The organism is uncultured Cetobacterium sp., assembly GCF_947072685.1.
Classification (GTDB): domain Bacteria; phylum Fusobacteriota; class Fusobacteriia; order Fusobacteriales; family Fusobacteriaceae; genus Cetobacterium_A.
On sequence record NZ_CAMTIK010000009.1, the window covers coordinates 36,564 to 58,997 of the forward strand.

At 29.7% G+C, this 22,434-nt stretch carries 19 protein-coding genes; 8 read left to right on the forward strand and 11 right to left on the reverse strand.

Annotated features, from left to right (window positions below; translation table 11 throughout):
* Positions 1 to 30 precede the first annotated feature (30 nt).
* A complete protein-coding gene (locus Q0V67_RS04740) occupies positions 31 to 2,535 on the reverse strand; it encodes an AMP-binding protein (protein ID WP_297597529.1) in 2,505 nt (834 codons plus the stop codon).
* 151 nt (positions 2,536 to 2,686) lie between these two features.
* Here Q0V67_RS04740 and Q0V67_RS04745 point away from each other — a divergent pair, with 151 nt between their 5' ends.
* Both Q0V67_RS04745 and Q0V67_RS04750 read left to right on the forward strand, forming a co-directional pair.
* Positions 2,687 to 3,265, forward strand: a complete 579-nt coding sequence (locus Q0V67_RS04745; RefSeq protein ID WP_297597531.1) for a nitroreductase family protein — start codon at positions 2,687 to 2,689, stop codon at positions 3,263 to 3,265.
* 10 nt (positions 3,266 to 3,275) lie between these two features.
* Positions 3,276 to 3,953: an SIMPL domain-containing protein gene (locus Q0V67_RS04750; protein ID WP_297597533.1), complete on the forward strand. Its 678-nt coding sequence runs from the start codon at positions 3,276 to 3,278 to the stop codon at positions 3,951 to 3,953.
* A 63-nt stretch (positions 3,954 to 4,016) separates the two neighbouring features.
* On the opposite strand, the gene Q0V67_RS04755 is transcribed toward Q0V67_RS04750, so the two are convergent.
* The gene (locus Q0V67_RS04755; RefSeq protein WP_297597535.1) at positions 4,017 to 5,303 is read right to left on the reverse strand and encodes a rhodanese-like domain-containing protein; all 1,287 of its coding nucleotides are present in this window, start codon (positions 5,301 to 5,303) and stop codon (positions 4,017 to 4,019) included.
* Between the two features lie 302 nt (positions 5,304 to 5,605).
* Here Q0V67_RS04755 and Q0V67_RS04760 point away from each other — a divergent pair, with 302 nt between their 5' ends.
* Entirely contained in the window at positions 5,606 to 6,802 is a 1,197-nt protein-coding gene (locus Q0V67_RS04760; RefSeq protein WP_297597537.1) for a cytochrome c biogenesis protein/redoxin, read from the forward strand.
* 35 nt (positions 6,803 to 6,837) lie between these two features.
* Here Q0V67_RS04760 and Q0V67_RS04765 read toward each other — a convergent pair whose 3' ends face one another.
* The 6 genes from Q0V67_RS04765 to Q0V67_RS04790 all read right to left on the reverse strand — a co-directional run bounded on the left by Q0V67_RS04765 (position 6,838) and on the right by Q0V67_RS04790 (position 13,655).
* Positions 6,838 to 7,470, reverse strand: coding sequence for a class I SAM-dependent methyltransferase (locus tag Q0V67_RS04765; protein ID WP_297597539.1), 633 nt, complete (start codon positions 7,468 to 7,470; stop codon positions 6,838 to 6,840).
* A 42-nt stretch (positions 7,471 to 7,512) separates the two neighbouring features.
* Positions 7,513 to 8,658: a GNAT family N-acetyltransferase gene (locus Q0V67_RS04770; RefSeq protein ID WP_297597542.1), complete on the reverse strand. Its 1,146-nt coding sequence runs from the start codon at positions 8,656 to 8,658 to the stop codon at positions 7,513 to 7,515.
* A 56-nt stretch (positions 8,659 to 8,714) separates the two neighbouring features.
* Positions 8,715 to 10,133 (reverse strand): leucyl aminopeptidase, encoded by a 1,419-nt coding sequence (locus tag Q0V67_RS04775; RefSeq protein ID WP_297597544.1) that lies wholly within the window; start codon positions 10,131 to 10,133, stop codon positions 8,715 to 8,717.
* Between the two features lie 10 nt (positions 10,134 to 10,143).
* On the reverse strand, positions 10,144 to 10,992 hold the full coding sequence (locus tag Q0V67_RS04780) for a phosphatidylglycerol lysyltransferase domain-containing protein (protein WP_297597547.1): 849 nt from the start codon (positions 10,990 to 10,992) through the stop codon (positions 10,144 to 10,146).
* A gap of 138 nt (positions 10,993 to 11,130) precedes the next feature.
* A complete protein-coding gene (gene htpX, locus Q0V67_RS04785) occupies positions 11,131 to 11,967 on the reverse strand; it encodes a zinc metalloprotease HtpX (RefSeq protein WP_297597548.1) in 837 nt (278 codons plus the stop codon).
* A 95-nt stretch (positions 11,968 to 12,062) separates the two neighbouring features.
* Positions 12,063 to 13,655, reverse strand: coding sequence for an FAD-binding protein (locus tag Q0V67_RS04790; protein ID WP_297597551.1), 1,593 nt, complete (start codon positions 13,653 to 13,655; stop codon positions 12,063 to 12,065).
* 137 nt (positions 13,656 to 13,792) lie between these two features.
* Between Q0V67_RS04790 and aroB the strand changes: the two genes are divergently transcribed.
* The 5 genes from aroB to Q0V67_RS04815 all read left to right on the forward strand — a co-directional run bounded on the left by aroB (position 13,793) and on the right by Q0V67_RS04815 (position 20,661).
* Positions 13,793 to 15,772, forward strand: coding sequence for a 3-dehydroquinate synthase (gene aroB, locus Q0V67_RS04795; RefSeq protein ID WP_297597554.1), 1,980 nt, complete (start codon positions 13,793 to 13,795; stop codon positions 15,770 to 15,772).
* Positions 15,773 to 15,830: 58 nt separating this feature from the next.
* Positions 15,831 to 16,856, forward strand: a complete 1,026-nt coding sequence (gene selD / locus Q0V67_RS04800) for a selenide, water dikinase SelD (protein WP_297597557.1) — start codon at positions 15,831 to 15,833, stop codon at positions 16,854 to 16,856.
* Positions 16,857 to 16,865: 9 nt separating this feature from the next.
* Complete coding sequence (selA, locus tag Q0V67_RS04805) at positions 16,866 to 18,251, forward strand: L-seryl-tRNA(Sec) selenium transferase (protein WP_297597559.1); 1,386 nt, start codon at positions 16,866 to 16,868, stop codon at positions 18,249 to 18,251.
* Position 18,252: 1 nt separating this feature from the next.
* Entirely contained in the window at positions 18,253 to 20,127 is a 1,875-nt protein-coding gene (gene selB, locus Q0V67_RS04810) for a selenocysteine-specific translation elongation factor (RefSeq protein WP_297597561.1), read from the forward strand.
* Between the two features lie 66 nt (positions 20,128 to 20,193).
* The gene (locus Q0V67_RS04815) at positions 20,194 to 20,661 is read left to right on the forward strand and encodes an SRPBCC family protein (RefSeq protein ID WP_297597563.1); all 468 of its coding nucleotides are present in this window, start codon (positions 20,194 to 20,196) and stop codon (positions 20,659 to 20,661) included.
* A 121-nt stretch (positions 20,662 to 20,782) separates the two neighbouring features.
* On the opposite strand, the gene Q0V67_RS04820 is transcribed toward Q0V67_RS04815, so the two are convergent.
* The 3 genes from Q0V67_RS04820 to Q0V67_RS04830 are packed head-to-tail and all read right to left on the reverse strand — an operon-like array spanning position 20,783 to position 22,427.
* The gene (locus Q0V67_RS04820; RefSeq protein ID WP_297597565.1) at positions 20,783 to 21,271 is read right to left on the reverse strand and encodes a thioredoxin family protein; all 489 of its coding nucleotides are present in this window, start codon (positions 21,269 to 21,271) and stop codon (positions 20,783 to 20,785) included.
* Positions 21,272 to 21,291: 20 nt separating this feature from the next.
* The gene (locus Q0V67_RS04825; protein WP_297597566.1) at positions 21,292 to 21,957 is read right to left on the reverse strand and encodes a YoaK family protein; all 666 of its coding nucleotides are present in this window, start codon (positions 21,955 to 21,957) and stop codon (positions 21,292 to 21,294) included.
* A gap of 14 nt (positions 21,958 to 21,971) precedes the next feature.
* Positions 21,972 to 22,427 carry a YhcH/YjgK/YiaL family protein gene (locus tag Q0V67_RS04830; RefSeq protein WP_297597567.1) on the reverse strand — a complete coding sequence of 152 codons (456 nt, stop codon included), beginning with the start codon at positions 22,425 to 22,427 and terminating at the stop codon, positions 21,972 to 21,974.
* Positions 22,428 to 22,434: the final 7 nt, after the last annotated feature.

The window sequence follows — 22,434 nt, forward strand, 5'->3', positions numbered from 1 at the left end:
GATATAATCATATCATAGCTTTTTAGATTTTTATCTGTTTAAAATACTAAAAATTTCATCTTTAGATTTTTCAACAATCTGTTCTACTGTCATATCTTTTGGTTCTATTTTATCTAAGAATGTTATACTCATTTTCCCTGATTTTGGATATGAACTTCCGTACGGCATCAAATCGTAAGCACCTTTTACTGCGAATGGAACAACTGGAATGTTTAATTCTTTTGATAAAATTCCAAATGTTTTCTTAAATTCTTGTATTTCTCCATCTCTTGTTCTTGCCCCTTCTGGGAATATCACTAAATTTTTGCCCTCTTTCAACACTTGCGCTGATATTTTTAAAGTTTCCTTTAAATTTTTATTGATATCCACCAATATTAAATTCCCATTTTCTGCTATATGTTTCTTTAAAGCTCCTTCAAAATGGATATTTATAGCTAAAAAATATGTATTTTTTAAAAACTCTTTAGGGAGAGCTTGCCCAAATGCAAATGCATCTAACATACTTTGATGATTCCCTACGAAAATAACTGGTGATTTTTCCTCTAATTTTGCTGTATTTTTTTCTAATTTTATATATGTTGAGAAAACTGGTTTTAATAATCCTGTTATAAATCCAACATATCTAGATGATGGCATTTTTACTTCAACTGGCTCAGAAAATATTTTTTGCCAATTTATCTCTTGTTCTTCAAAATTCCCACCTTTTTCTCTTATATATTGACAAAGTGTTTCCACAGTTTTGATTTTTGAAAAATCTTCCTCATGAATTTCAACACCAAATGTATTTTCTACAAAAGTTATAATTTCAACTATATCAAGTGAATCTAGCCCTAAATCAATTTCTAAATGAGATTCAGGAATTATATCTATTCCATCATGAAGTGTTAGTATGAACTTAGTTATCTCTTTAAACTCTTCTGAGTTCACTTCTGGTGAAGTTGAAACTTTTTTCTCTACTATTTTTCTCTCTATACTCCCCTCATCACTCACTGTTGAAATCCCTTTTATCAGATCTTTTAACATAAATCTTCTAAGTTTTCCCAATTTTGTTTTTGGTAGCTCCTCTTTCAATATAATTATATCTAAAATTTTTCTATATTTTGGAGCAGTTACATTATATTTATCAATAACTTCCCATTTTATAGCTTCTTTAGCATTTACAATTTTCTTTTGCTCCAATACTTTAAAATCTGGAAAAACTAGAGCTACTAAATGATTTTCGTGTTCTGCCACTGCAACCTCTTGTATCAAGTCTGTCCCTTTCATTATTTCAGCTTCAACATCGGCAGGATTTATATTTTTTCCATTCGAAAGAACTATCATCTCTTTTTTTCTTCCAATTATTCTTATGTGATCTCCATCAAATTGCCCCAAATCTCCTGTATGGAACCAACCTTCTTTATCTATTGCTTCAGCTGTCGCTTCTGGTTTATTATAATAACCCTTCATAACATTTCTACCTTTTACAACTATTTCTCCATCCTCTTTTAACTTCACTGTCACACCTGGCAGTGGAACTCCTACCGTTCCTGGGATTATGTCTCCCGGTCTATTGAACGATATTATTGGTGACGTTTCTGTAAGTCCATAACCCTCTAACATATTCATTCCAAAAGTACTAAAATCTTCACAAATTTCTTGTTCTAACTTTGCTCCACCTGAAACTAGAATTCTTATATTTCCTCCAAATCCTTCATGAATTTTTTTGAAAATAACTTTACTTAAACTCTTACTGTTTATTTTTTTACATAGTTTAAACATTTTTAAACTTACAGGACTTGCTTTTATTTTCCCCATAATTCCTTTATGAAACATCTCCCAAACTCTTGGAACCCCTATAACTACACTTATTTTATACTTTTGTAAATTTCTTTTTATCGCTTCTGAAGATAACTCTTCTAAAATAACAATTAAACATCCAAAATGTAACGGCATTAACAATGTTAATACTAAAGGTAAAACATGATGGAATGGTAACATTGCAAGCACACTGTCCGCCTCAGTTACAAGTTTTATCTCCTCTACCCCCTGAACATTTGACATAAGATTATCAAATGTCAACATTACTCCTTTAGGATTTCCAGTTGTTCCTGATGTATAAAGCATTACTGCTACACTATTTTCATCCGGAATCTCTATTGAATATTTCTCTATTAAAATATCAGTCGGTATATCTATTTCATCCACATTCAATATCTCTATTGCTGATTGTGCAACTCTTTTAGCTTCTTTAACAACTTCAACAGTTTCATTGGACGTTATTATGTATTTCGGGAATGAATCTTTAAATACATAAACCAGCTGCTCTACACTATAACTTGCATCTAAATTCGTACATGTACCTTTTTTATCCCACACCCCTAATATTGAGCCTATGTATTCAACTCTGTTTTCCATAAAAATAGAAACTCTATCACCACTTTCTATTTTTAACAAACCTGAATATACTTTTGCTATTTTTATTATTTCAGCATATGAATATTCTCTATCTTTATATATTACTGCTGTCTTTTTACGATCGTATACAAATTCCATACAGTCCTCCCTTTTTGTTCTGTTATTTCAGTTTAACAACTTATTTTATAATAAGTTACAACAATTGTCTACTTTTTCCTCTTACTTTGATTGACTTTTTAGTTTTTATGAAGTAGTATTGATTTAAAACAATTAAAGGAGGTTAAAAAATATGTTAGATAATCTATTCACAAAAACTCGATCCCATAGAAGTTTTGATTCCACTAAAATAGGTTTCGAAAACCTAGAGAGTATGGTTAATGCTGCTCGTTTTGGAGGTTCTGCTAGGAATAGTCAAACTCTTCGTTTTACTCTTGTTAACTCTGAAAGTCTATGTCAAAAAATATTTCCTCACACTGCTTGGGCAGGTGCTATTCCTTGGAGTCCTACTTCTGAAGAAAGTCCAAGAGCATACATTTTAGTTAGTAGTCTGAAAGACTCCCCTCTTTCACCTATTTCCCTTGGAATTGATATTGGGATAGCTTCTCAAAATATTCTTTTAAAAGCTACCGACCTTGGTTTTGGAGGCTGCTTAATCGCTTCTTTTAATAAAGCAGATGTTTCCAATACCCTTGATTTAGATTTAGAAATATATGTTCCACAACTTTTAATAGCTTTAGGGAAATCTACTGATAAAGTCATTATTACAGAAGGAAATGTAACTAATTTAAAGTATCATAGAGATGTGCATACATCCACTCACTATGTACCTAAACTGCCACTTAGTACATTGATATTAAAAAAATTTTAGGAGGTTTATTATGAAAAAAACAATTGGAGTTATCTCTGTATTGCTATCTACAATCTGTTTAGGGAATGACACACCTACAATCGCTGTCACTGGAAGTGGAACTGTTACCGGAAAGCCTGATATGCTTAGTATCATCGCCTCTGTAGAAACAACAAATCCAAACTCTGAAAAAGCGATCTCTGAAAATACAAATATTATAAATAATGCCATTAAGCTACTGAAAAAAGAGGGACTGAAAGATAAAAATATAAAGACAGAAAACTACTCTCTTAATTTTAGAAATGACTACAATACCAAAGAAAATGAAATGAAATATTTTGTTAAAAATCAGATTATTATTACAAGTGATGATTTGGAAAATACTGGTAAAATTTTAACAGCTCTTAACAATGGTGGAGTTAATAATATCGGTGAAGTCAATTTCTATATTGCCGATCGAAAAGAACTAGAGGATAAGGCCTATGTTTTAGCCTATGAGGATGCAAAATCTAAAGCCCAACTAATTGCCGGGATTGATAAATTTAGTATCACACCAAAAGATATTAACTTAAACTTTTCAACACCTAGACCACTGGGATATGTCTTCGCTTCTAATGCTAAAATGGGTGACGCCACAATTCCTGTGACTATCCCTAATAATATTGATGTAACTGCAAGTATGAATGTTATCTTCTATATGGAAAAATAATTTTTTCCATAATAAAACCTCTGATTTATTGAACTGAAACTCTCAATAAACCAGAGGTTAATTTTATTCTATTCCTTTTTCTATCAAATTATTTTTATCCTCACTCCATTCCATCCATCCATTAGAGTACAAGGAATTCCTCTCTTTCCCCATAACTTCTGAATAAAATAGCACCTCTGCCGCTCTCCAACCAGAACCACAGAAAAAAGTTAACTCCTTGTTTGAATCTATTCCTAACTTTTCCCACATATCAAAAATTTCATATCCATTTCTCATTGTATTGTCTATGTTCCTATAATTTTCTAATGTTACCGAAGTTGTTCCTGAGTTTCCCCAAACACTTCCCGAAATTCTACCTTTTCTATCCATGTAAGAATACCCTGATTCTTTTCCTATCCTCTCATTATAAGATCTTATGTCCACCAATACTTTACTCTTCTGATTATCAGATAGCACATTTTTAGTTTCAGCAATATCTATTATCAACTTTTTATTCAATGGTATTTTAGATCCAAAGCTTTCAATAGGCTTAGGATTTACATTCCCTATATCCACTTTATACCCTTCCTTTTGCCAAGCAGATAACCCACCATTTAACACTCTTACATCTTTGACACCGATATATTTTAATATAACCGCTAATCTATATGAAGCCATTACATTATCTCCGTAGAGAATTATTGTATCCTCTTTAGCTATCCCCATGCTTTCAGCAAATTTTATTAAATTTTCATCACTGTTTATCATCCATTTCGGTGGCGGCTCAATACTATCGGTATTTATATGAGGAGCTTCTGGAATATGTCCTGCTAAATATATTACTGCATTTGCTAAACTTCCCCAAGATACCTCAAAGATTTTTGCTGATTTTTTATCTAAAGCTGATTTAACCCAACTTGCAGGTACTAATATTTCATAATTTTTATAACTCTCAAAAGGAAGGGATTTATACTCTTCATTTGAATTTAAATTATAAAAATAGATATTTTTTATTCCTAATTTACTTAAATAGTTTGCAACAATTTTAGATTTATTTTTATCAACATTATATAAAATTATATTTTTTTCAGGTGTTATCCCCTTCAATGAAACTCTTTCTTTTAATATTTTGCTATTCGCTTCATTCAAGTTTTCTTTATCTAACCATTTATACGAAAAGTCTGTTGCTCCTTTGATATGTCCATTAACTCCTAAATTTGAAAGATCCCACCCATTATACTCATTTGTATCCCTTGTATCGACAATAATCCAATCAGAATTATTTAATCTTTTTAAAACCTCTTTTGTATCAATATCTTTACCAAATATTAATACAGACATTGTAAACATTAAAAACAGTATTTTTTTCATCTAAATCTCCTAATATATTTTTCCTAGGCAGCACTTTACCTAAAATACAGTATAACCAATTAGCCTTTAACCTAAAAGCTATAAACAGTCAGTTATTTCATTTCAAAGTCCTCACCTCCTAAAATATTTCCAACTGATTATATCACTCAGATATTACAAGCGTCAAGAAAAATAGGCTAATCTTCCCACCTAATATTATTAAATAAATCTATTTATGATATTATAGATAATTTAAATTGATTTTATAAAAAATATGTTGTATTCTTACTTAAAAAGAAAATTAAATTTAAAGGAGCTCAAAAATGGAAATAGGGATTTTATTTTATATATTAACTTTTTTAGGTGGAATCTTATCCTTCTTCTCTCCATGTATAATCCCAATAATTCCAATTTATTTTGGATATTTAGCTGGAAGTGGAAAAAAAACAGATTGTTATGGCAATATTTTTTATGATCAAAAAAAAGTTTTTCTTCATACCCTTTTCTTCACTTTAGGGATATGTGTATCTTTTTTTATTTTAGGAATATCATTCACAACATTAGGAGATATTATTTTTACACAGAAAGATATTTTTTCTAAAATTGGAGGCGTGATTATTATTCTCCTTGGTTTATTTCAACTAAACCTCTTAAAATTAAATTTTTTACAAAGAGATATGAGGTTAAATTATAGTGAAAAACCAATCAATCCTCTGATTGCTTTTATAACAGGATTCACATTCAGTTTTGCATGGACACCATGTGTTGGACCAATTCTTTCCTCGGTCCTTATTTTATCAAGTAGTGTTTCAAATAAACTTATTGGTAACTTTTTAATTTTAATATATTCTTTAGGTTTTATAATTCCATTTTTATTAATTGGGATTTTTACAACAAGATTATTAAACTTTTTTAAAGCTAAGCAAAAGTTTCTTAAGTATACCTCTAAAATTGGCGGTATTCTTTTAATCACTATAGGTTTGTTAACTTTTTTAGGGTACACTAATAAACTTTCAACTTATCTTGTTTCTTCAACAAACAATGTCAAAGTTGGAACTCAACAAGAAGCAACATTTAATTCAGACAGCTATAAACTTTTTGACCAATTTGGAAAAGAGCATGTTTTATCAGATTATAAAGGGAAAACTATTTTTTTAAATTTCTGGGCTACTTGGTGCCCACCTTGTAAGGAGGAAATGCCATATATAGAGAAAATTTATAAAGATTTCGGTAGTAATGAAAAAGACATTATTATTCTTGGAATAACAAATCCTGTAACGGAAGAAAATCCCTATGGTCAAGATAAAGATATCAATCAAATCAAAAAATTTATAAAAAACGGTAATTATACATTCCCTACTGTTTTTGATAAAACTGGAAAGTATTTTGAAAACTTTAAAATAAGAGCTTATCCAACAACTGTTATAATTGGAGCAGATGGCCAAATTAAAGCCTCTATTCCTGGAGCTATGAACGAAGAACAAATGAAAAAACTTATTAAATCTCAAAGTTCTTTTTAAAAACAAAACCATTATAAATCATAAATATTTATGATTTATAATGGTTTTTTTAAAAGATATACTTTTAGGCTTGGAAAAATAAACTTATCTTTTACAAATATAAACCCCTCATGGATAAACATTTGTTTTATTTCATCAGAAGAATATATTTTTACATCCCCGTTTGTAGTATAAGGAAGTATCTTGTTAACTAATTTTTTCAAAAGTTTAAATAGATTAATTTCACCTAGAATTATATTCCCACCTTTTTCTAAAACTCTGTACATCTCTTTCACTACCTTCTCTGGATTTTCATAGTGATGAAAAGAATTCAAACAAATTATAACTTTAAAATCATTATCTTTAAAAGGAAGATTTTGAGAATCTCCGACTATGAACTCTATATTTTTATTATTTTTTTTAGCTTTCTCTATCATATTCATAGAAATATCCAATCCTACAATTTTGTATTGTATATCTCCTTCATGAGAGCCTAGCATTTTGTCGACCTCTTTTAAAAGTTCACCTTTCCCACACCCTAAATCTAATATTCTTTTTTCTGTTTTATAATCAATCCAAGATAGAACAGTTTTATAGTGTTTATATGAATCCCCATGCTTTTTTTCGGCTACTCTATTAAAAAAATCTATAGTGTTTTTTTTATATCCATTATTTTTATTAAAGTTCATTTTATCCTCCTGCTCTAATAACTTTATAGGTTCATGCAAGTTTTAAAAATCTTGATTAAAATAATTTACTTTTTTTATAAATATTTTCTCTAACTTTTCTCTAATATTTTCATTATTAAATCTAATTTTATCCTTTTTTACCACAGAACTCATATCTCTAAATCCATAAATTAAATCTGTAAGATCGGCTATGTTTATCTCTATATCATATTCTGACTCTATCTTTTCTACCACTCCTTTTTTTATTTGATAAACACCCTCATTCTCTTTTATAACCTCATCTGTTACAAACATTTTAAAACTCTCATCATTTGAAATGTTTTTAGAAAGCCTCAACAAAGATTTTTCTATACTTGTAATTCTTGCTTGAACTTTATTCTTTACAATTTTCACAATATTTTTATCACTTTTAAAATAATCCTCTAAGCATAAATCTTCTGCACAAATTATTTTTATTTTGGAATAGTAATTTTTATATCCATATATTATAGAAAATAATGAACTCAAGCACTTACTATCTTTAAAAAACAACTCTTTTATAACTATATCTCTATTTTTCAAAACAAATATATATCCATTTATCAATCCATTAATATCTCTAGATACATAAGCTTCCCCGTCCTCACAAAACAATTCAGAAAATATTTTTTTATATACATCTCTACCTCTTCTGACCTTAACAAAATAATCTTTTGATATCTCTTTATAAAATTTTACAATTTCATCTAAAATTATATCACTACAATTTTTTTTCGATATTTTTTGAATTTTACAAGTTTTTTTAAACTCCTCCATCTTTTCAAATTCAATACTATACTGACAAATGCTGGAAATATAAACAAATCCAAAATTTCGATATATTTGATTGTCTACAGGTGTTAAATATATAAACTCCTCCCCTTTTCGCCTAGATTCTTCCAAACACTCTAAAAGTAATTTCTTCATAATCCCCTCTCCTCTTCTATGAGGAGCAACTCCGACACCAACAAGGTATCTGCTCGAAAACCATTCCTTACCTATTGATACATCGTATTTATTCTCAAACATCATCCCTAAAACCTCTTCTTCTTCCACCAAATATCTTGTAGTTTTCTCTTGATATATATTTTCAAAATACCATGTTATATATTCTGTTTCATCATTGAATAGTTCTTTCCACAAGCTTTTGAATTTATCGTTCTTCTCCATAACTTTATTCCCTCCCACATTTAAAAATAAAAGGCGAGAAACTCTCACCTTTTATTTTATCTATTTTTTATATAAGTGTATAATGCTTTTACTCCAACTCCAGTAGCACCTTTTTTATTCCATTTAACTCCTGAATTATATGATGTTCCTGCTATATCCATATGAATCCACGGTAATCCTTCTGTAAATCCTTGTAAAAATTTAGCTGCTGTGATAGCGCCACCCATTCTTCCACCAGTATGCTTTACATCCGCTACTGTTGATTTTAAGAACTCATTATACTCTTCAAACAAAGGCATTCTCCAAATTTTTTCACCATATTTTACACTTGCATTCTCCAAACAAATATATCTTTCATCACAAGTTGAAAATACTCCCGTTGTAATTGTTCCTAAAGCTACTAATACAGCTCCTGTCAACGTTGCTACATCAACTATTTCAGTAACTTTTTCATTTCTAATAGCATAAGTAATTGCATCTGCTAAAACCAATCTTCCTTCTGCATCTGTATTTATAATTTCAACACTTTTCCCATTCATAGATTTTATAATATCCCCTGGTCTATAGGCATTTCCGTCTATTGCATTCTCACATGCTGGAACAATCGCGATAACATTTTTGTCTAATTTATTCTTGGCAACAGCACACATTGCACCTATCACCGCTGCTGCCCCAGCCATATCCGTCTTCATATCAAACATTGAATCTGGAGATTTTGTACAAAGCCCTCCGGTGTCATAAGTTAAGCCCTTTCCTATCAAACCTATCTTTTCTTCAGATGAGTCATCAACTAAATATCTCATAACTATCAATTTTGATTTTATTATTGAGGATCTTCCAACTGCTAGTAACAAATTCATCTCCAATTTTTCAATACCTTTTTCATCTATAATTTCAACTTCAAATCCATATTTTTTTCCTAACTCCGAAACTTTTTCAGATAAACTTTTTGGATTTATAATATTAGCAGGTAAGTCCACCAATTTTTTTGCTATATCTGTTGAATCAACTAAACTTATTATTTCATCTAAATTATTCACATTTTTAATTAAAAACAACTCTACTTCAATAGTTTTTTCTTTTTTTGTTTTAAACTCATCAAAACTATAGTTTATATTTCCAACTATCTCAGCTAAAAGTTCATAATTTGAAAGTTTTTCATTATCTGAAGAGATCAATATCGATCCTTTTTCTTTTGATAGATTTTCAAAAATTATTTCTCTATATATATCCTCATTAAACTCTTCTTCTTTTCCCATTCCAATAAATAACATTGAAACTAAGTGCTCCTCCTCTAAAAATTCAATTTTTAAAGAATCTCCTTTTTTTCCAACAAACTCTTTTTTTACTATTAACTTTTCAATTAATTTTTTATTTCCAGCTGAAATATGCTCACATATTTTCATCTGATTTTCAAAATACATTACTACATTAAGATCATATGATTTTTCTATTTTACTGATAACTTTAAACATCTAACTCCTCCTATATGTTGTATTTTTTTAATAATATAATTGGTTGGTACGACAACTTAGCTTCTCTTAGTCCTTCACTTCCAAAATCATCTTCTCTGTTTATATATTTAACATCAAAAAATTCCTCTTTTGCTACATATTTATTTATCATTTGATAACTTCCTTGATATTCATTATTCCCTTTTTCTATATGTATAACTGCCATATTTTCAGTAAGCTTTTCTCCAAAAGCATATGCTACTATTTCCCCCTCAACCCTTATTATTCCACCTCTCAAACCAAGCGCTTCATAGTTATCTAAAAGAGCTTCTATTCCCATAGTTTCAGATATAATTATTTTATCCTGCTTCCTATTTTTTGTCCATTCTCTTTGAAAAATTCGAATCTCCTCAATATTTAGTTTAGAAATTTTTTCATACGTATAGCTATATGTTCTTATAAATTTATTTATTTTATTTTTTTTAGAAGAAAATTTTCTTCCTTTAAGCTCTGCTAAATCCTCTTGTAAATATACGTAATCAAAAGAACTTCTTTTTTCAATCAACTGAACATCTCTTTGTAAAAATTCAGCGTATTTTTCAGGTATAAAAACTATCTCTTTATTTTCCTTTTTTATCTTTTTAATAGCTTCTATTATGCTATCTTTTCTATCCTCTTTAGATACTGGACAAAAATAATAATCATTTCCTTCATAGCTCCCTTTTATATATAAAATATCATCCATTATTCTATACTGCATATCTTCACTGATACTCCACAAAAATATATTACTAAAATTTAAATCAGAAGTTTCAAATTTTCCATCCAGATACTCTTGAATAATATTTCTATCCTCTAGTTCTAATTTTTTCCAGTCCATCTATTCTACACCGCCTTAATATACTAAGGCAAGTATATAACAATTCTAAAATCCTGTCAAACTTTTCTCCGATTTTATAAATAATGAAAAAAGTCTGTAATTGGCTACTTTTACAGACTTTTTTATAAAATTTATATTTTAATTCATCTCTTCCAATTTTTTTATTCTTTCTGCCGTACTCGGATGTGTACTGAATAGATTTGCCATTTTACTTCCTGCCAGCGGTGATACTATAAACATATTTTCAGTTGATGGAACTGCGTCCATAGGGATTCTTGTCGAATATGTCTCCAATTTTCTTAATGCATTCGCCAAATATCTTGGATTCCCGCTCACTTTTGCACCAAAATTATCTGCTTTATATTCTCTGCTTCTTGAAATAGCCATCTGGATAATCATTGCAGCTAAAGGAGCAAATATAGTTATTGCTAACAATCCTAAAATACCACCCCTATTATCGTCCTCATCTCTTCTTCCACCACCAAATATTGCTGCCCATTTAGCCATATTTGCAAGATATGCTATTGCCCCAGCCAAAGTTGCGGCAACTGTTTGAATGAGTATATCTCTGTGTGAAACATGTCCTAATTCATGTCCTATAACGCCTGCTAACTCATTGTCATCCATAAGTTCTACAAGACCTCTGGTAACTGCCACAGCTGCATGGTGCGGATTTCTACCCGTAGCAAATGCATTCGGTTGGCTCTCATTTATTATATATACTTTCGGCATTGGAAGCCCTGCATTTTCAGTCAATTTTTTTGTAATCCCATAAACTTTATGATTTGTAGGTAATTCTTGAGCTTTATACATTGACAAAACTATTTTATCACTAAACCAATATGAAATAAAATTCATAACACCCGCAAATACTAAAGCTATTGTCATCCCTGTTTTTCCACCCACAGCTCCGCCTATAAACATCAACAATAATGTCATTCCTAGCATCAATATAAATGTTTTTATCCCTTCCATAAATACCCTCCTATTAAATTTCCCATTTTCTATAAAATAACACATTTCTTATGATATGTAAATGAAAAAAGGGAGAGTCTACTCCCTTCAAGCTATCACTTTATCTCTTGTGCTGCCTTTTCTCCCGCTATACGTCCAAATACTACGGCTGCACTGTATGCTGCACTTGTATTTGTTACCTCTCCGGCCGCATATAAACCTTTTACTTTTTCACCTTTATTATTCAAAACTTGAGTATTTTCATCAGCTACGACTCCACCCTTTGTCATATGTATAGCTGATTGTACCTTTGCTCCATAATATGGCCCTTCAGCTCTTAAAGTTTTTGTTACCAACTTTAGCTTGTCATACGGCACATTTATCTTTTTAGAAAGTTCTTCTAAAGTATCCGCCTTTAAGTGTAACCCTAATTTATTATGTTTTTGTAAACGATAATATGATTCATAAAGAGTTTGATCATAAATATAATAAGCATAACCACCTGTTTGAGATTCTATAGATTTTGCCCTCTCCATACTTGTAGGATTTTCCTTTAAAAAAACTTCGCCCTCTTGATTTACAAGAACATAATCACTTCCTCCGCCAGTCAAATCTCTGCTAGGAACCATAATAAATGAGAATATGCTTAAAATATCCAAATTTTCAACTTTTAAGTTATGTTTCTCAAATATTGGTAAAAAATCTCCAGTTGCAGACATTTGATTTGAAGTTGCTATTGTCTCTGATCCCGGTATATATTTTGCTAGCAACTCTTTATTGTGAGAAAATCCACCAGTTGTCAATATAACTGCTTTTGCATTGATATCATAAAAATTATTTTTATTTTGAACTTTTACTCCTGTTACTATACCATCACTCATTATTAAATCAAGTCCCTTAGTACCTGTTCTTACGTCTATCCCCAACTCTTCAACCTTTTTTTCCAACCCGTCTTGAATCTCTTCTCCGGCATAAGCGTCCTTTTCAGCCATATGATTTCTTAAACCATAATTATAATTTAATTCTATTCCCATTTTTCTAAGCCAAGTGTCTAGTTTAAAAGCTCCTTCTGCTTGTGCTTGTGTTCTTTCTAAAGTATCCATTTTATTTTTTTTATCTTTTACAAAAGCGTCGACACTATCAAATATTCCATTCTTCTTTTGAGCTTCTGTGTTTATAATATCAAAAAAATTCATATCAAATTTTCCATTTCCACTCAGTATATCTAATTTTTCAATTAAAATTATATTTTTTACACCGGCTTCTTTTGCTGATATAGCAGCCGCTAACCCTGCTGGACCTGCGCCTACAATTACTATATCTGTATCTATAGGTGCCAAATTAGCATATGGTTGCTCTGGCAAAGATGTTTTTATCGTTATTCGTCCAAAATCTTGACCATTTGATTTTAATGCTTCGGCCACTGCTCTTTTTATTCCTAGAGATGAGTATGTCGCCCCTGAAATACTATCTACTATTGGACTTTGAGCAGATAATATTCTATTTTTTAAGAGTGGAAAGGCTCTTTTTATAACAGGTGAAGTCTCTTTATGAGAAACCAACTCCATATTTTCTATTTTTCTACCTTTTGTTGTCACCTTTACTTTTAATTCCCCACCATAACCATTTCCTTTTCCTATAAAATGTTTTTGATCTTCTCCAAATGACAGAGCACTCAAAACTACAAATAAAAATACTTTCCCCTTCATTTCTCCCTCCAAATTTTCGCTATTATGTACAAATTATAAACGATTAGACATATTATGTAAACGTTTTTTTAGTATATTTGATTTTTACAGTCAAAAACATTATACTTTAGTTACAAATAAATTTAAGGAGATTTGAAATGAAAAAATTAAATATTAAAACTTCTATAAATTCATACGATATAATTATTGGACAAGAATCTATTTTAAAACTAAATAGTCTTACCAAAAACTACGATAAAATACTTCTTTTAACTAACAATACTGTTGGTGATACATATAAAGATAAGATTTTTGATCTTCTTCCAAAAGATAGTACTTTTCTTTATCAAATCAGTGATGGTGAAATTTTTAAAAATATTGATACTGCCATGGATATATGTTCATTTTTGATTGAGCACAATTTTTCTAGAAACTCGCTTATTGTATGTCTTGGTGGTGGTGTTATCTGTGACTTAGGTGGATTTGTCGCTTCTATATTTATGAGAGGTATCAATTTTTTACAGATTCCTACCTCTTTGCTTGCTCAAGTTGATGCTAGTATTGGTGGAAAAGTTGCAGTTAATCATCCCTTAGGAAAAAATTTAATAGGTGCTTTCAAACAACCAATTGCAGTTATTATTGACATTAATTTTTTAAAAACACTTCCTGATAATGAGTTTAAATCCGGAATGGGGGAAGTTATAAAGCATGCACTCATTCTTAAAAATTCTAATTTTTTTGAATTTTTAGAAAAACAGTATTCAGGTATTTTAAATTTAGAAGCTCATATTTTAATAGATATGATTTTTGAATCTTGTAAGATAAAAAAAATATTTGTTGAAGAGGATGAATTTGAAAAAGGGAATAGAGCTTTTCTTAATCTAGGTCATACCTATGCACACGCTTTAGAAACTATTTTTAATTATGAAAATATCTCTCATGGAAAAGCTGTTGCAAAAGGTATTATTTTTGAATTATCCCTTTCAAAACATTTAAATTTTATAGATGAGGAATATATCCAAAAAGTAAAACAGCTTTTTAACCTATATAATATTGATTGTCACCCAATATATTTAGAAGAAAATACTCTTATCGAGGTTATGAAAAAAGATAAAAAAAATGTAAATAACTCCATAAATTTTATTCTTGATAAAAGAGATTCTTTAGAAAATACCAGTATTTCACAAAAAGACATTTTAAAAGTCAACTCTTTTTTTAAAGATCGCTTTTTAAAAGGTATAATTGATATTGGAACTAATTCATGCCGTCTATTTATAGCTGAAATTGAAAAAAAAGATAGCAAACTTGAAATTATAACCCCACTTTTTAAGGACTTAGATGTCTCACGATTGGGAAAAAACTTAAATCAAACTGGTATTCTTTCTAAAGAATCTATCGAAAAAACTTTTTCTATCATAAAAACCTTTAAAGAAAAGGCAGATTCTATGGGGGTTAGTGAACTTATCGCATTTGCTACCTCAGCTACGAGAGAAGCTACCAATGGAGATATTTTTGTTAGGGATATTCAAACGAAATTTAATATAAACACCTTAATTATTCCTGGAGAAACTGAAGCAAGACTTAGTTTTAATGGAAATAGAGATATCTATCGTGAAAAAATAGCTACAATTGATGTTGGAGGAGGGAGTACTGAAGTTACAATTGGGGACTTTAAAAATATTGAATTTATAAAAAGCTTTCCTATTGGTGTTGTTAAATTAACTGAAATGTTTTTTTCAGAAGAAAATTATAGCGAGGAAAGTTTAAAATCATCTCGTAATTATTTGAGAGGCTTTTTTAAAGAGCTCGATCGATTTAAAAATAGTCATTTTAGAATTATTGGAGTTGCTGGAACCGTGACATCCAATGTTTCAATTATTAAAAAGCTTCCTAAATTTATTGAAAAAGAGATTCACCACTACACGCTTTCTAAAGCCATACTAGAAGAAAACCTAACTCTTTTTCTTTCAAAAAATTTAGAGGAACGAAAGAAGATTGTCGGACTTGAGCCCAATAGAGCTGATGTTATTATTGCTGGAAATTTAATTCTTTTAACTCTTTTGGAAGTTTTAGAAAAAAATAATATCACGGTTTCCACAAATGATAATTTAGAAGGTGCTATGGTATTAAATATTTAAATATGATATAATTTTTGTATTCATTTTTCACAAATTCATATTGTATAAGGAGGATAAAATGAAACTTTTATTAGATAGATGTTCAATCGGTGGTTGAGCAAGTAAAATAGGACCGGAGGTCCTTTCAAATTTATTAAAAAATCTTCCAAGTGTGGAAGATAAAAATTTAATCGTTGGTTTTGAAAAATCTGATGATGCTGCTATATACAAATTAACTGATGATATAGCTCTTATTCAAACTTTAGATTTTTTCACACCTATGATTGACGACCCATATATCTTTGGTCAAATTGCGGCGGCTAACTCTTTGAGTGACGTTTATGCTATGGGAGGCGAGCCTAAAACAGCCATGAATATTGTTTGTTTTCCTGAAAAAGAAAATATTGAAATTTTAGGTGAAATTTTAAGGGGTGGAGCAGAAAAAATAGTTGAGTCTGGAGCTGTCCTAAGTGGAGGACACTCAATTCATGATCCAGAGATTAAGTATGGTCTTTCTGTAACTGGATTAATCCATCCAGATAAAGTCTTAAAAAATTACGGCTCTGAAGAAGGTGACATTTTGATTATTACTAAGCCTCTAGGAACAGGTATTATTTCAACTGGTTCAAAAGTGGAACCTCTTTCTGAAGATGTAAAAAAAGAGTGGATTGAAGTTATGACAACTCTAAATAAATACTCTGCAGAAATAATTAAAAATTATCCAGTTTCAGCTTGTACTGATATCACAGGATTTGGATTTTTAGGACATGCTTATGAAATGGCTGTTGCGTCTGACAAAACTTTTACTTTAGAGCAAGAGCTTATCCCATATATCGATATTGCAAGAGAGTTCGCCAAAGAATTTTACATTAACTCGATGGGACAAAAAAATAGAAATTATTTAAATGATAAAGTTGACATAACCTCTGTTCCTCTATGGTTACAAGAGATTATGCTCGACCCTCAAACATCTGGTGGTTTATTATTTTCTATTCCAGGAAGATATGGATCTGAAATTATAGAAAATTTAAATCAATTAAAAATTAAATCCGCAATAATTGGTACTGTTGATAAATTTAACGGTAAATATATTGTTGTTAGATAAGGGGAAAATATGAAAGATAAACAAGCCCTTTTAAGAACTCTACCAAAAGTAGATAAACTCATAGATTCATTGGAGCAAAAAGAGTTTTTTAAAGGTAAACCATATCAAGAGGTCTACGATGCTGTCAATAACAGCATCGATCTTTTTAGAAAAAACATTCTCAACAACACAATCACAAGTTTTTCTTTGGATGATATTGAACGTGAAATTAGAACCTCATTAAATAAAAGTTTAGAATTTCAATTCAAAAGAGTTATTAATGGTACTGGGACTATTCTTCATACAAATTTAGGAAGAGCTCTTTTTTCAGAGGAACTCGCTGAACATTTAAAGAATTCCCTTATTGGTTATAGTAACTTAGAGTTTGATTTGAACACTGGAGAAAGAGGAAGCAGATACTCCCATATTGAAACTCTTATCGCTAAAGTTACTGGTGCTGAAGCGGCTCTTGTTGTCAACAACAATGCAGCGGCTGTTATGTTATGTTTAAATGAATTTAGTAAAAATACATCTGTAATTATTTCTAGAGGTGAACTTGTTGAAGTTGGGGGTTCTTTTAGAATACCAGATATAATGGAACTTTCTGGAGCTAATCTTATAGAGGTGGGCACAACCAATAGAACGCATCTTGAAGATTATGAAAAAGCTATCAATGAGACAACTTCTATGCTCTTAAAAGTACACACATCTAACTATCACATCGACGGATTTACAAAATCAGTGAACAATAAAGAGATAGCAGATTTAGCTAAAAATAAAAACATCATATCTATGGAAGATTTAGGTAGCGGAGTACTTATCGATTTTTCAAAATACAGTTTACAAAAAGAACCTACTATTTTAGAATCGCTAAATTCTGGAATGGATCTTGTGACTTTTAGTGGAGATAAACTTCTTGGTGGTCCACAATGCGGTATTATTATTGGAAAAAAATCACTCATACAAAGATTGAAAAAAAATCAATTTCTAAGAGCTTTCAGAGTTTGTAAGATGACAATTTGTGCTTTAGAATTTATTTTTAAACAATATGTTGATGAAAGTACAGCTATAAAAAATAATCCCACACTCAATAGAATTTTAGAATCTACTGATGTTGTTCTAGAAAGAGCCCATATTTTAAATTCTCTTTTAAAAACAATAGGAATCGAAGGGCAAATCATCTCAACTAAAGCTATTATTGGTGGTGGGTCTATGCCAAACGCCTCTCTTGAGAGCTATGGTGTCCTAATAAAAAATATGGATCCTTCTTTTATAGAAAAATCATTTTTAAAACAACCTATTCCAATTGTAGGTAGAATTCAAAATAATCAATTTTTTATAGACTTGAAAACAATCCACAGTGATGAGTACTCTATTATTGTAGATAGTTTTAAGCGAATCCTCGAGTGTGAGTAATATGAACAATATTATTATAGGTACTGCTGGACACATCGATCATGGAAAAACAACACTGGTTAAACACCTTACTAATATCAATACAGATACCATGAAAGAGGAAAAAGAAAGAGGTATGACCATTGATTTAGGTTTTGCCCCTCTCATTGCTCCGGACGGTAAAACATTTAGTATTATTGACGTCCCAGGGCATGAAAAATTTATTAAAAATATGGTTGCTGGGGTTAAAGGAATAGACTTTGTTCTATTCCTTATTGCCTGTGATGATGGGATTATGCCTCAAACTGTGGAGCATAAAGAAATACTTAAACTCCTTGGAATACATCATGGAATTATTGTTCTATCCAAAAGAGATCTAGTTTCTTTTGAAGAAGCTGAGCAACTAAAAGTGGATATAACTAATTTTTTTGATGATGGATTTTTCAAATCTTTTCCAGTTGTTGAAGTTTCAAATAAAGATGAAACCTCTTATACACTTCTTTATGAAAAAATTATTGAAGAGACCTCAAAAATCCAACGTACTAATCCTCATAATCATAACTTTTTTAGATTGGATATAGATAAAATATACTCTCCTAAAGGAGTTGGAACTATTGTTAGTGGAACATCCGAGGGGAGTATCTCCAAAGGAGATTTTTTAACTCTCTATCCAAGTAAAGTACAGATTCGTATAAAAGGAATTCAAACTCATGGTAAATCTATTGATACAGTTACATCCCACCAAAGATGTGCATTCAACATCACAAATATTAACGCTAAAGATATTGAAAGAGGAAATCTTTTAACAAATCATCCTGCTCTTTTAAATACTCGACTTATAGATGTTTTATTTACTCCTCTTACAAAAAAAATACTTCCTAAAAACAACACTAAAATTCGTTTAAATATTGCTACTGGTGAGTATTTTGGAAAAATAAAATATCTTCACGATAATATTGACAAAACATTTTTTTTCCAACTTATAATGGATAAAGAGATCCCTGTTAATTTTGGAGACATAGGTATTATTAGAAGTTTAGAAAATTCATCTCTTTTAGGTGGAGTTCGTATTTTAAATACACTGGCTATGCCAACTAAAAAAAACAATCCCTTATATTTAAAAAAACTAGAACTTCTTTGTAATAAAGATGAAATTGATATAAATGAATATCTTTACCATAAAAATAGTTTTATATCCCTAGCACAGCTCAATCAAGAGCTCAATGCTAACTATTGTCTTGGGGATTTTAATACTGATATTTTAATTTTACAAGATTCAAATATTATTATTCATAAGGATGTTCTTTCTTCAATAAAAAATCATATTTTTGAATATATATCTTTATTTCATGAAAAAAACCCTTTAAAGCATGGACTTTCTATAGCTACCTTGAAAAATAAATTTTTCTTAAACAAAAATACGAAAGAGTTTAATGATTTTCTAATTTTTCTTTCAAAAGATACTTTTAAAATCAAAGACGGTTCTCTCTCTCTTTCAAATTTTAAAATAAAACTTTCAAAAGATGATCGTCTCATCAAAGACACTCTTTTAATTATTCTTAAAAATCAAGCCTTTAAGGGGCTTGAATTAAAAAAAATAGAAGCATCTTTCATCGACAAAAAAAGATTGAAAGATATTCTTTTCTATCTACTTTCTGAAGGTTTACTAATTGAAATTTCAAATAATACCTATATTTTAAAAGGATTTTTTAAAGAGGCTTTAAATCGATTAAATCTTTTTTTTATGTCTAACACTGAACTAACTTTGAGCGAATTTCGAAACATTTTAGGTAGTAATCGCGAAGCTGCCCTCATGTATTTGGAATACTTTGATTTTATAGGTATCACTAAAAAAGTTGGCACCTATAGAATTTTTAAAAATATCGATACAAAATAAAGGAAAATTTTGCTTTTGTATTAATAATAATCATATATCTACTATTATTAATCGGGAGTGATGATTATGGAATTAAAAGTTATCAACGAAAAAAAACCTTTTTTTGTAGAAGGAATTGATATTGATGCTCCAAAAGATTTTGTTTTTAAATTCATTTCAGAGTATGAAAAGCATGGACTTTGGATTCAAGGTTTAAAAAATGAAACTCATACTGATGTTGATGGTGTTGTGGGATCTACATTTACAGAAACGCTGAAATTATATGGATTGGAAGAGGAATACTGTGGAAAAGTTTTGTCTTATGAGGTTGGTAAGATGTATCAAATTGAAATAGGTGATAAATGGGTAGATTTTAAGATTGAATATGATTTTGACGAGATTGCTCCAGAAAAAACTCATCTTATTCAAACTGCTTGGACCATAAAAGGTACGGGATTACATAAATTATTTAATTTTTTTAATCGTCAAATTCTTCATAAACAAATGGAAAAGTTAAAAGCTTCCGCAGAAGCTGAATATAAAAAAGTTAAATAATTACATCTGAAGTAAAAACGAGGTAACTATTCAGCTAGTATATATTACAAAAATAAAAAGCAACTAAATAATAGGGGGTTTCTGCACCTAATGGTGCAGAAACCCCCTTTTTTATTTGAAATTATTTTGTAAGCATCTCTATCAAATCTTGAACTGTTGAGTTTAAATATTGACCTTTTAGATAATCCATTTTTATATTTTCATAAATATGATCTTTAACCTCTTTTGGCCTTTCCATAAATGTTTCACCACATATTTCAAAATTTTCTGATAATGGAACTATAAATGGAACTTTAAAATCATCAATTCCTAATATTGGTTTTAAAAACTTTTCTCCTCTAGCTTTTGTTATCACTGTCATATCAAACTTTTCATTGAGCTCACATATTTTTTTTAACACTGTTACATTCAGTTGAAAATCCATGCACCACGGTTCTCCAGAAACTAAGAAATAAACTTTTTTTTCTATAGATTTAATTTTTTCTATTTGCTCTTGTGACATCTCAATTCTAGAATAATTTTTAGGAATTCTATCTCTTTCACTTTTTATTCCAGTCCCCATAAAAGCATCAAAATTCATTCCCGCAAAATAAAGAGTTTTTATATCCATATTTTCACCCCTATATATTTTTACTTTTTCATTTTATAATATTTATATCTCAATAAAAAGTAATATATTCCACTGAATATATAAGATATCGAGATGTAGTTTATTATTCCTCTACCTAAATATTTAAATCCTAAAGCTACAATTAAACCACCTATTATAAAAGATAAAATATTTATAGCATAATATTTTATCTTCCAAGTTATATCTTTATTCCCTCTTAAATAATGGCCTATAACAACTCCAAGATCTGTTACTGTCCCTGTCATATGAGTAGTTCTTATAACCATTCCTTTGTAACGTATAAAAAGTCCATTTTGTATCCCAAGTGCAAACGCTAGCACAAAAACAAATATTAATTTACCATAAATGTAATAATCTATAAACTTTAGTAGGATACCTATAAAAATAAACGTATCTCCATATCGTTTTCTAAGTTCAAAATCTCTTCCAGAACCTATTATTATTCCGGAAACTATCGCTCCTAAAAAAAATGAGCACACTAAACTTAACATTATCTCTAGATGAAGCATATTGTTATATATTAAGTCTGTCGAAATTCTTGTTATACTTCCTGTTATATGACTTGCAGTTAAAGCAAATTGCAATATTGCAAAAGCATTCATTCCACCACCTAAAAGAGCCAGTGAACTTATCCATAAAAATAACTTATCATTTATCTTTTCCATCTCTATCCACTTTATTAGTATTTTATTTTAAATACTACCTTTCTTAAATCTTTTGGCTCTTCATTTAAAGCTATCAAAGGCATATGTGGCTCATCTGGAAAAAATATTATGAAATTCTCTTCATCCATTTGAAATCGGTGCTCCTCTATTCCTTCAAGAACTTGGAAATCACTTTCACTATTATATTCTGTTTTTTCTTTTAAAATATCTTTCAGTGAATATCCAATTCCTTCTTCTCCACTAATAACTAAATGAATATCAATATAATTTTTATGCCCTTCAAAAAAACACTCATTTAATATTTTTGTTTTACACTCCTGAAGATTAAAAAATACATTGTCTCCATCAATCTCATTTTTACCTATTGTTCCTGTTTTATAATTTCCACTTTCAATAGCTTCAATAGCTTTATCTAGTCCTTTTGAAATTCCTTTATAAAACTTTAATTCATCAATTTTCCCAAAAATCATCTTGTAA

Bases quoted from the DNA above. Each gene is read 5' to 3' on its own strand.
- selA (WP_297597559.1), top strand. From the start codon at position 16,866: ATGAAAGATAAACAAGCCCTTTTAAGAACTCTACCAAAAGTAGATAAA.
- Q0V67_RS04760 (WP_297597537.1), top strand. From the start codon at position 5,606: ATGGAAATAGGGATTTTATTTTATATATTAACTTTTTTAGGTGGAATC.
- selB (WP_297597561.1), top strand. From the start codon at position 18,253: ATGAACAATATTATTATAGGTACTGCTGGACACATCGATCATGGAAAA.
- Q0V67_RS04780 (WP_297597547.1), bottom strand. From the start codon at position 10,992: ATGGACTGGAAAAAATTAGAACTAGAGGATAGAAATATTATTCAAGAG.
- Q0V67_RS04765 (WP_297597539.1), bottom strand. From the start codon at position 7,470: ATGAACTTTAATAAAAATAATGGATATAAAAAAAACACTATAGATTTT.
- htpX (WP_297597548.1), bottom strand. From the start codon at position 11,967: ATGGAAGGGATAAAAACATTTATATTGATGCTAGGAATGACATTATTG.
- Q0V67_RS04755 (WP_297597535.1), bottom strand. From the start codon at position 5,303: ATGAAAAAAATACTGTTTTTAATGTTTACAATGTCTGTATTAATATTT.
- Q0V67_RS04750 (WP_297597533.1), top strand. From the start codon at position 3,276: ATGAAAAAAACAATTGGAGTTATCTCTGTATTGCTATCTACAATCTGT.
- Q0V67_RS04745 (WP_297597531.1), top strand. From the start codon at position 2,687: ATGTTAGATAATCTATTCACAAAAACTCGATCCCATAGAAGTTTTGAT.
- Q0V67_RS04790 (WP_297597551.1), bottom strand. From the start codon at position 13,655: ATGAAGGGGAAAGTATTTTTATTTGTAGTTTTGAGTGCTCTGTCATTT.
- Q0V67_RS04770 (WP_297597542.1), bottom strand. From the start codon at position 8,658: ATGGAGAAGAACGATAAATTCAAAAGCTTGTGGAAAGAACTATTCAAT.
- Q0V67_RS04825 (WP_297597566.1), bottom strand. From the start codon at position 21,957: ATGGAAAAGATAAATGATAAGTTATTTTTATGGATAAGTTCACTGGCT.
- Q0V67_RS04740 (WP_297597529.1), bottom strand. From the start codon at position 2,535: ATGGAATTTGTATACGATCGTAAAAAGACAGCAGTAATATATAAAGAT.
- Q0V67_RS04830 (WP_297597567.1), bottom strand. From the start codon at position 22,427: ATGATTTTTGGGAAAATTGATGAATTAAAGTTTTATAAAGGAATTTCA.
- Q0V67_RS04820 (WP_297597565.1), bottom strand. From the start codon at position 21,271: ATGGATATAAAAACTCTTTATTTTGCGGGAATGAATTTTGATGCTTTT.
- Q0V67_RS04775 (WP_297597544.1), bottom strand. From the start codon at position 10,133: ATGTTTAAAGTTATCAGTAAAATAGAAAAATCATATGATCTTAATGTA.
- aroB (WP_297597554.1), top strand. From the start codon at position 13,793: ATGAAAAAATTAAATATTAAAACTTCTATAAATTCATACGATATAATT.
- Q0V67_RS04815 (WP_297597563.1), top strand. From the start codon at position 20,194: ATGGAATTAAAAGTTATCAACGAAAAAAAACCTTTTTTTGTAGAAGGA.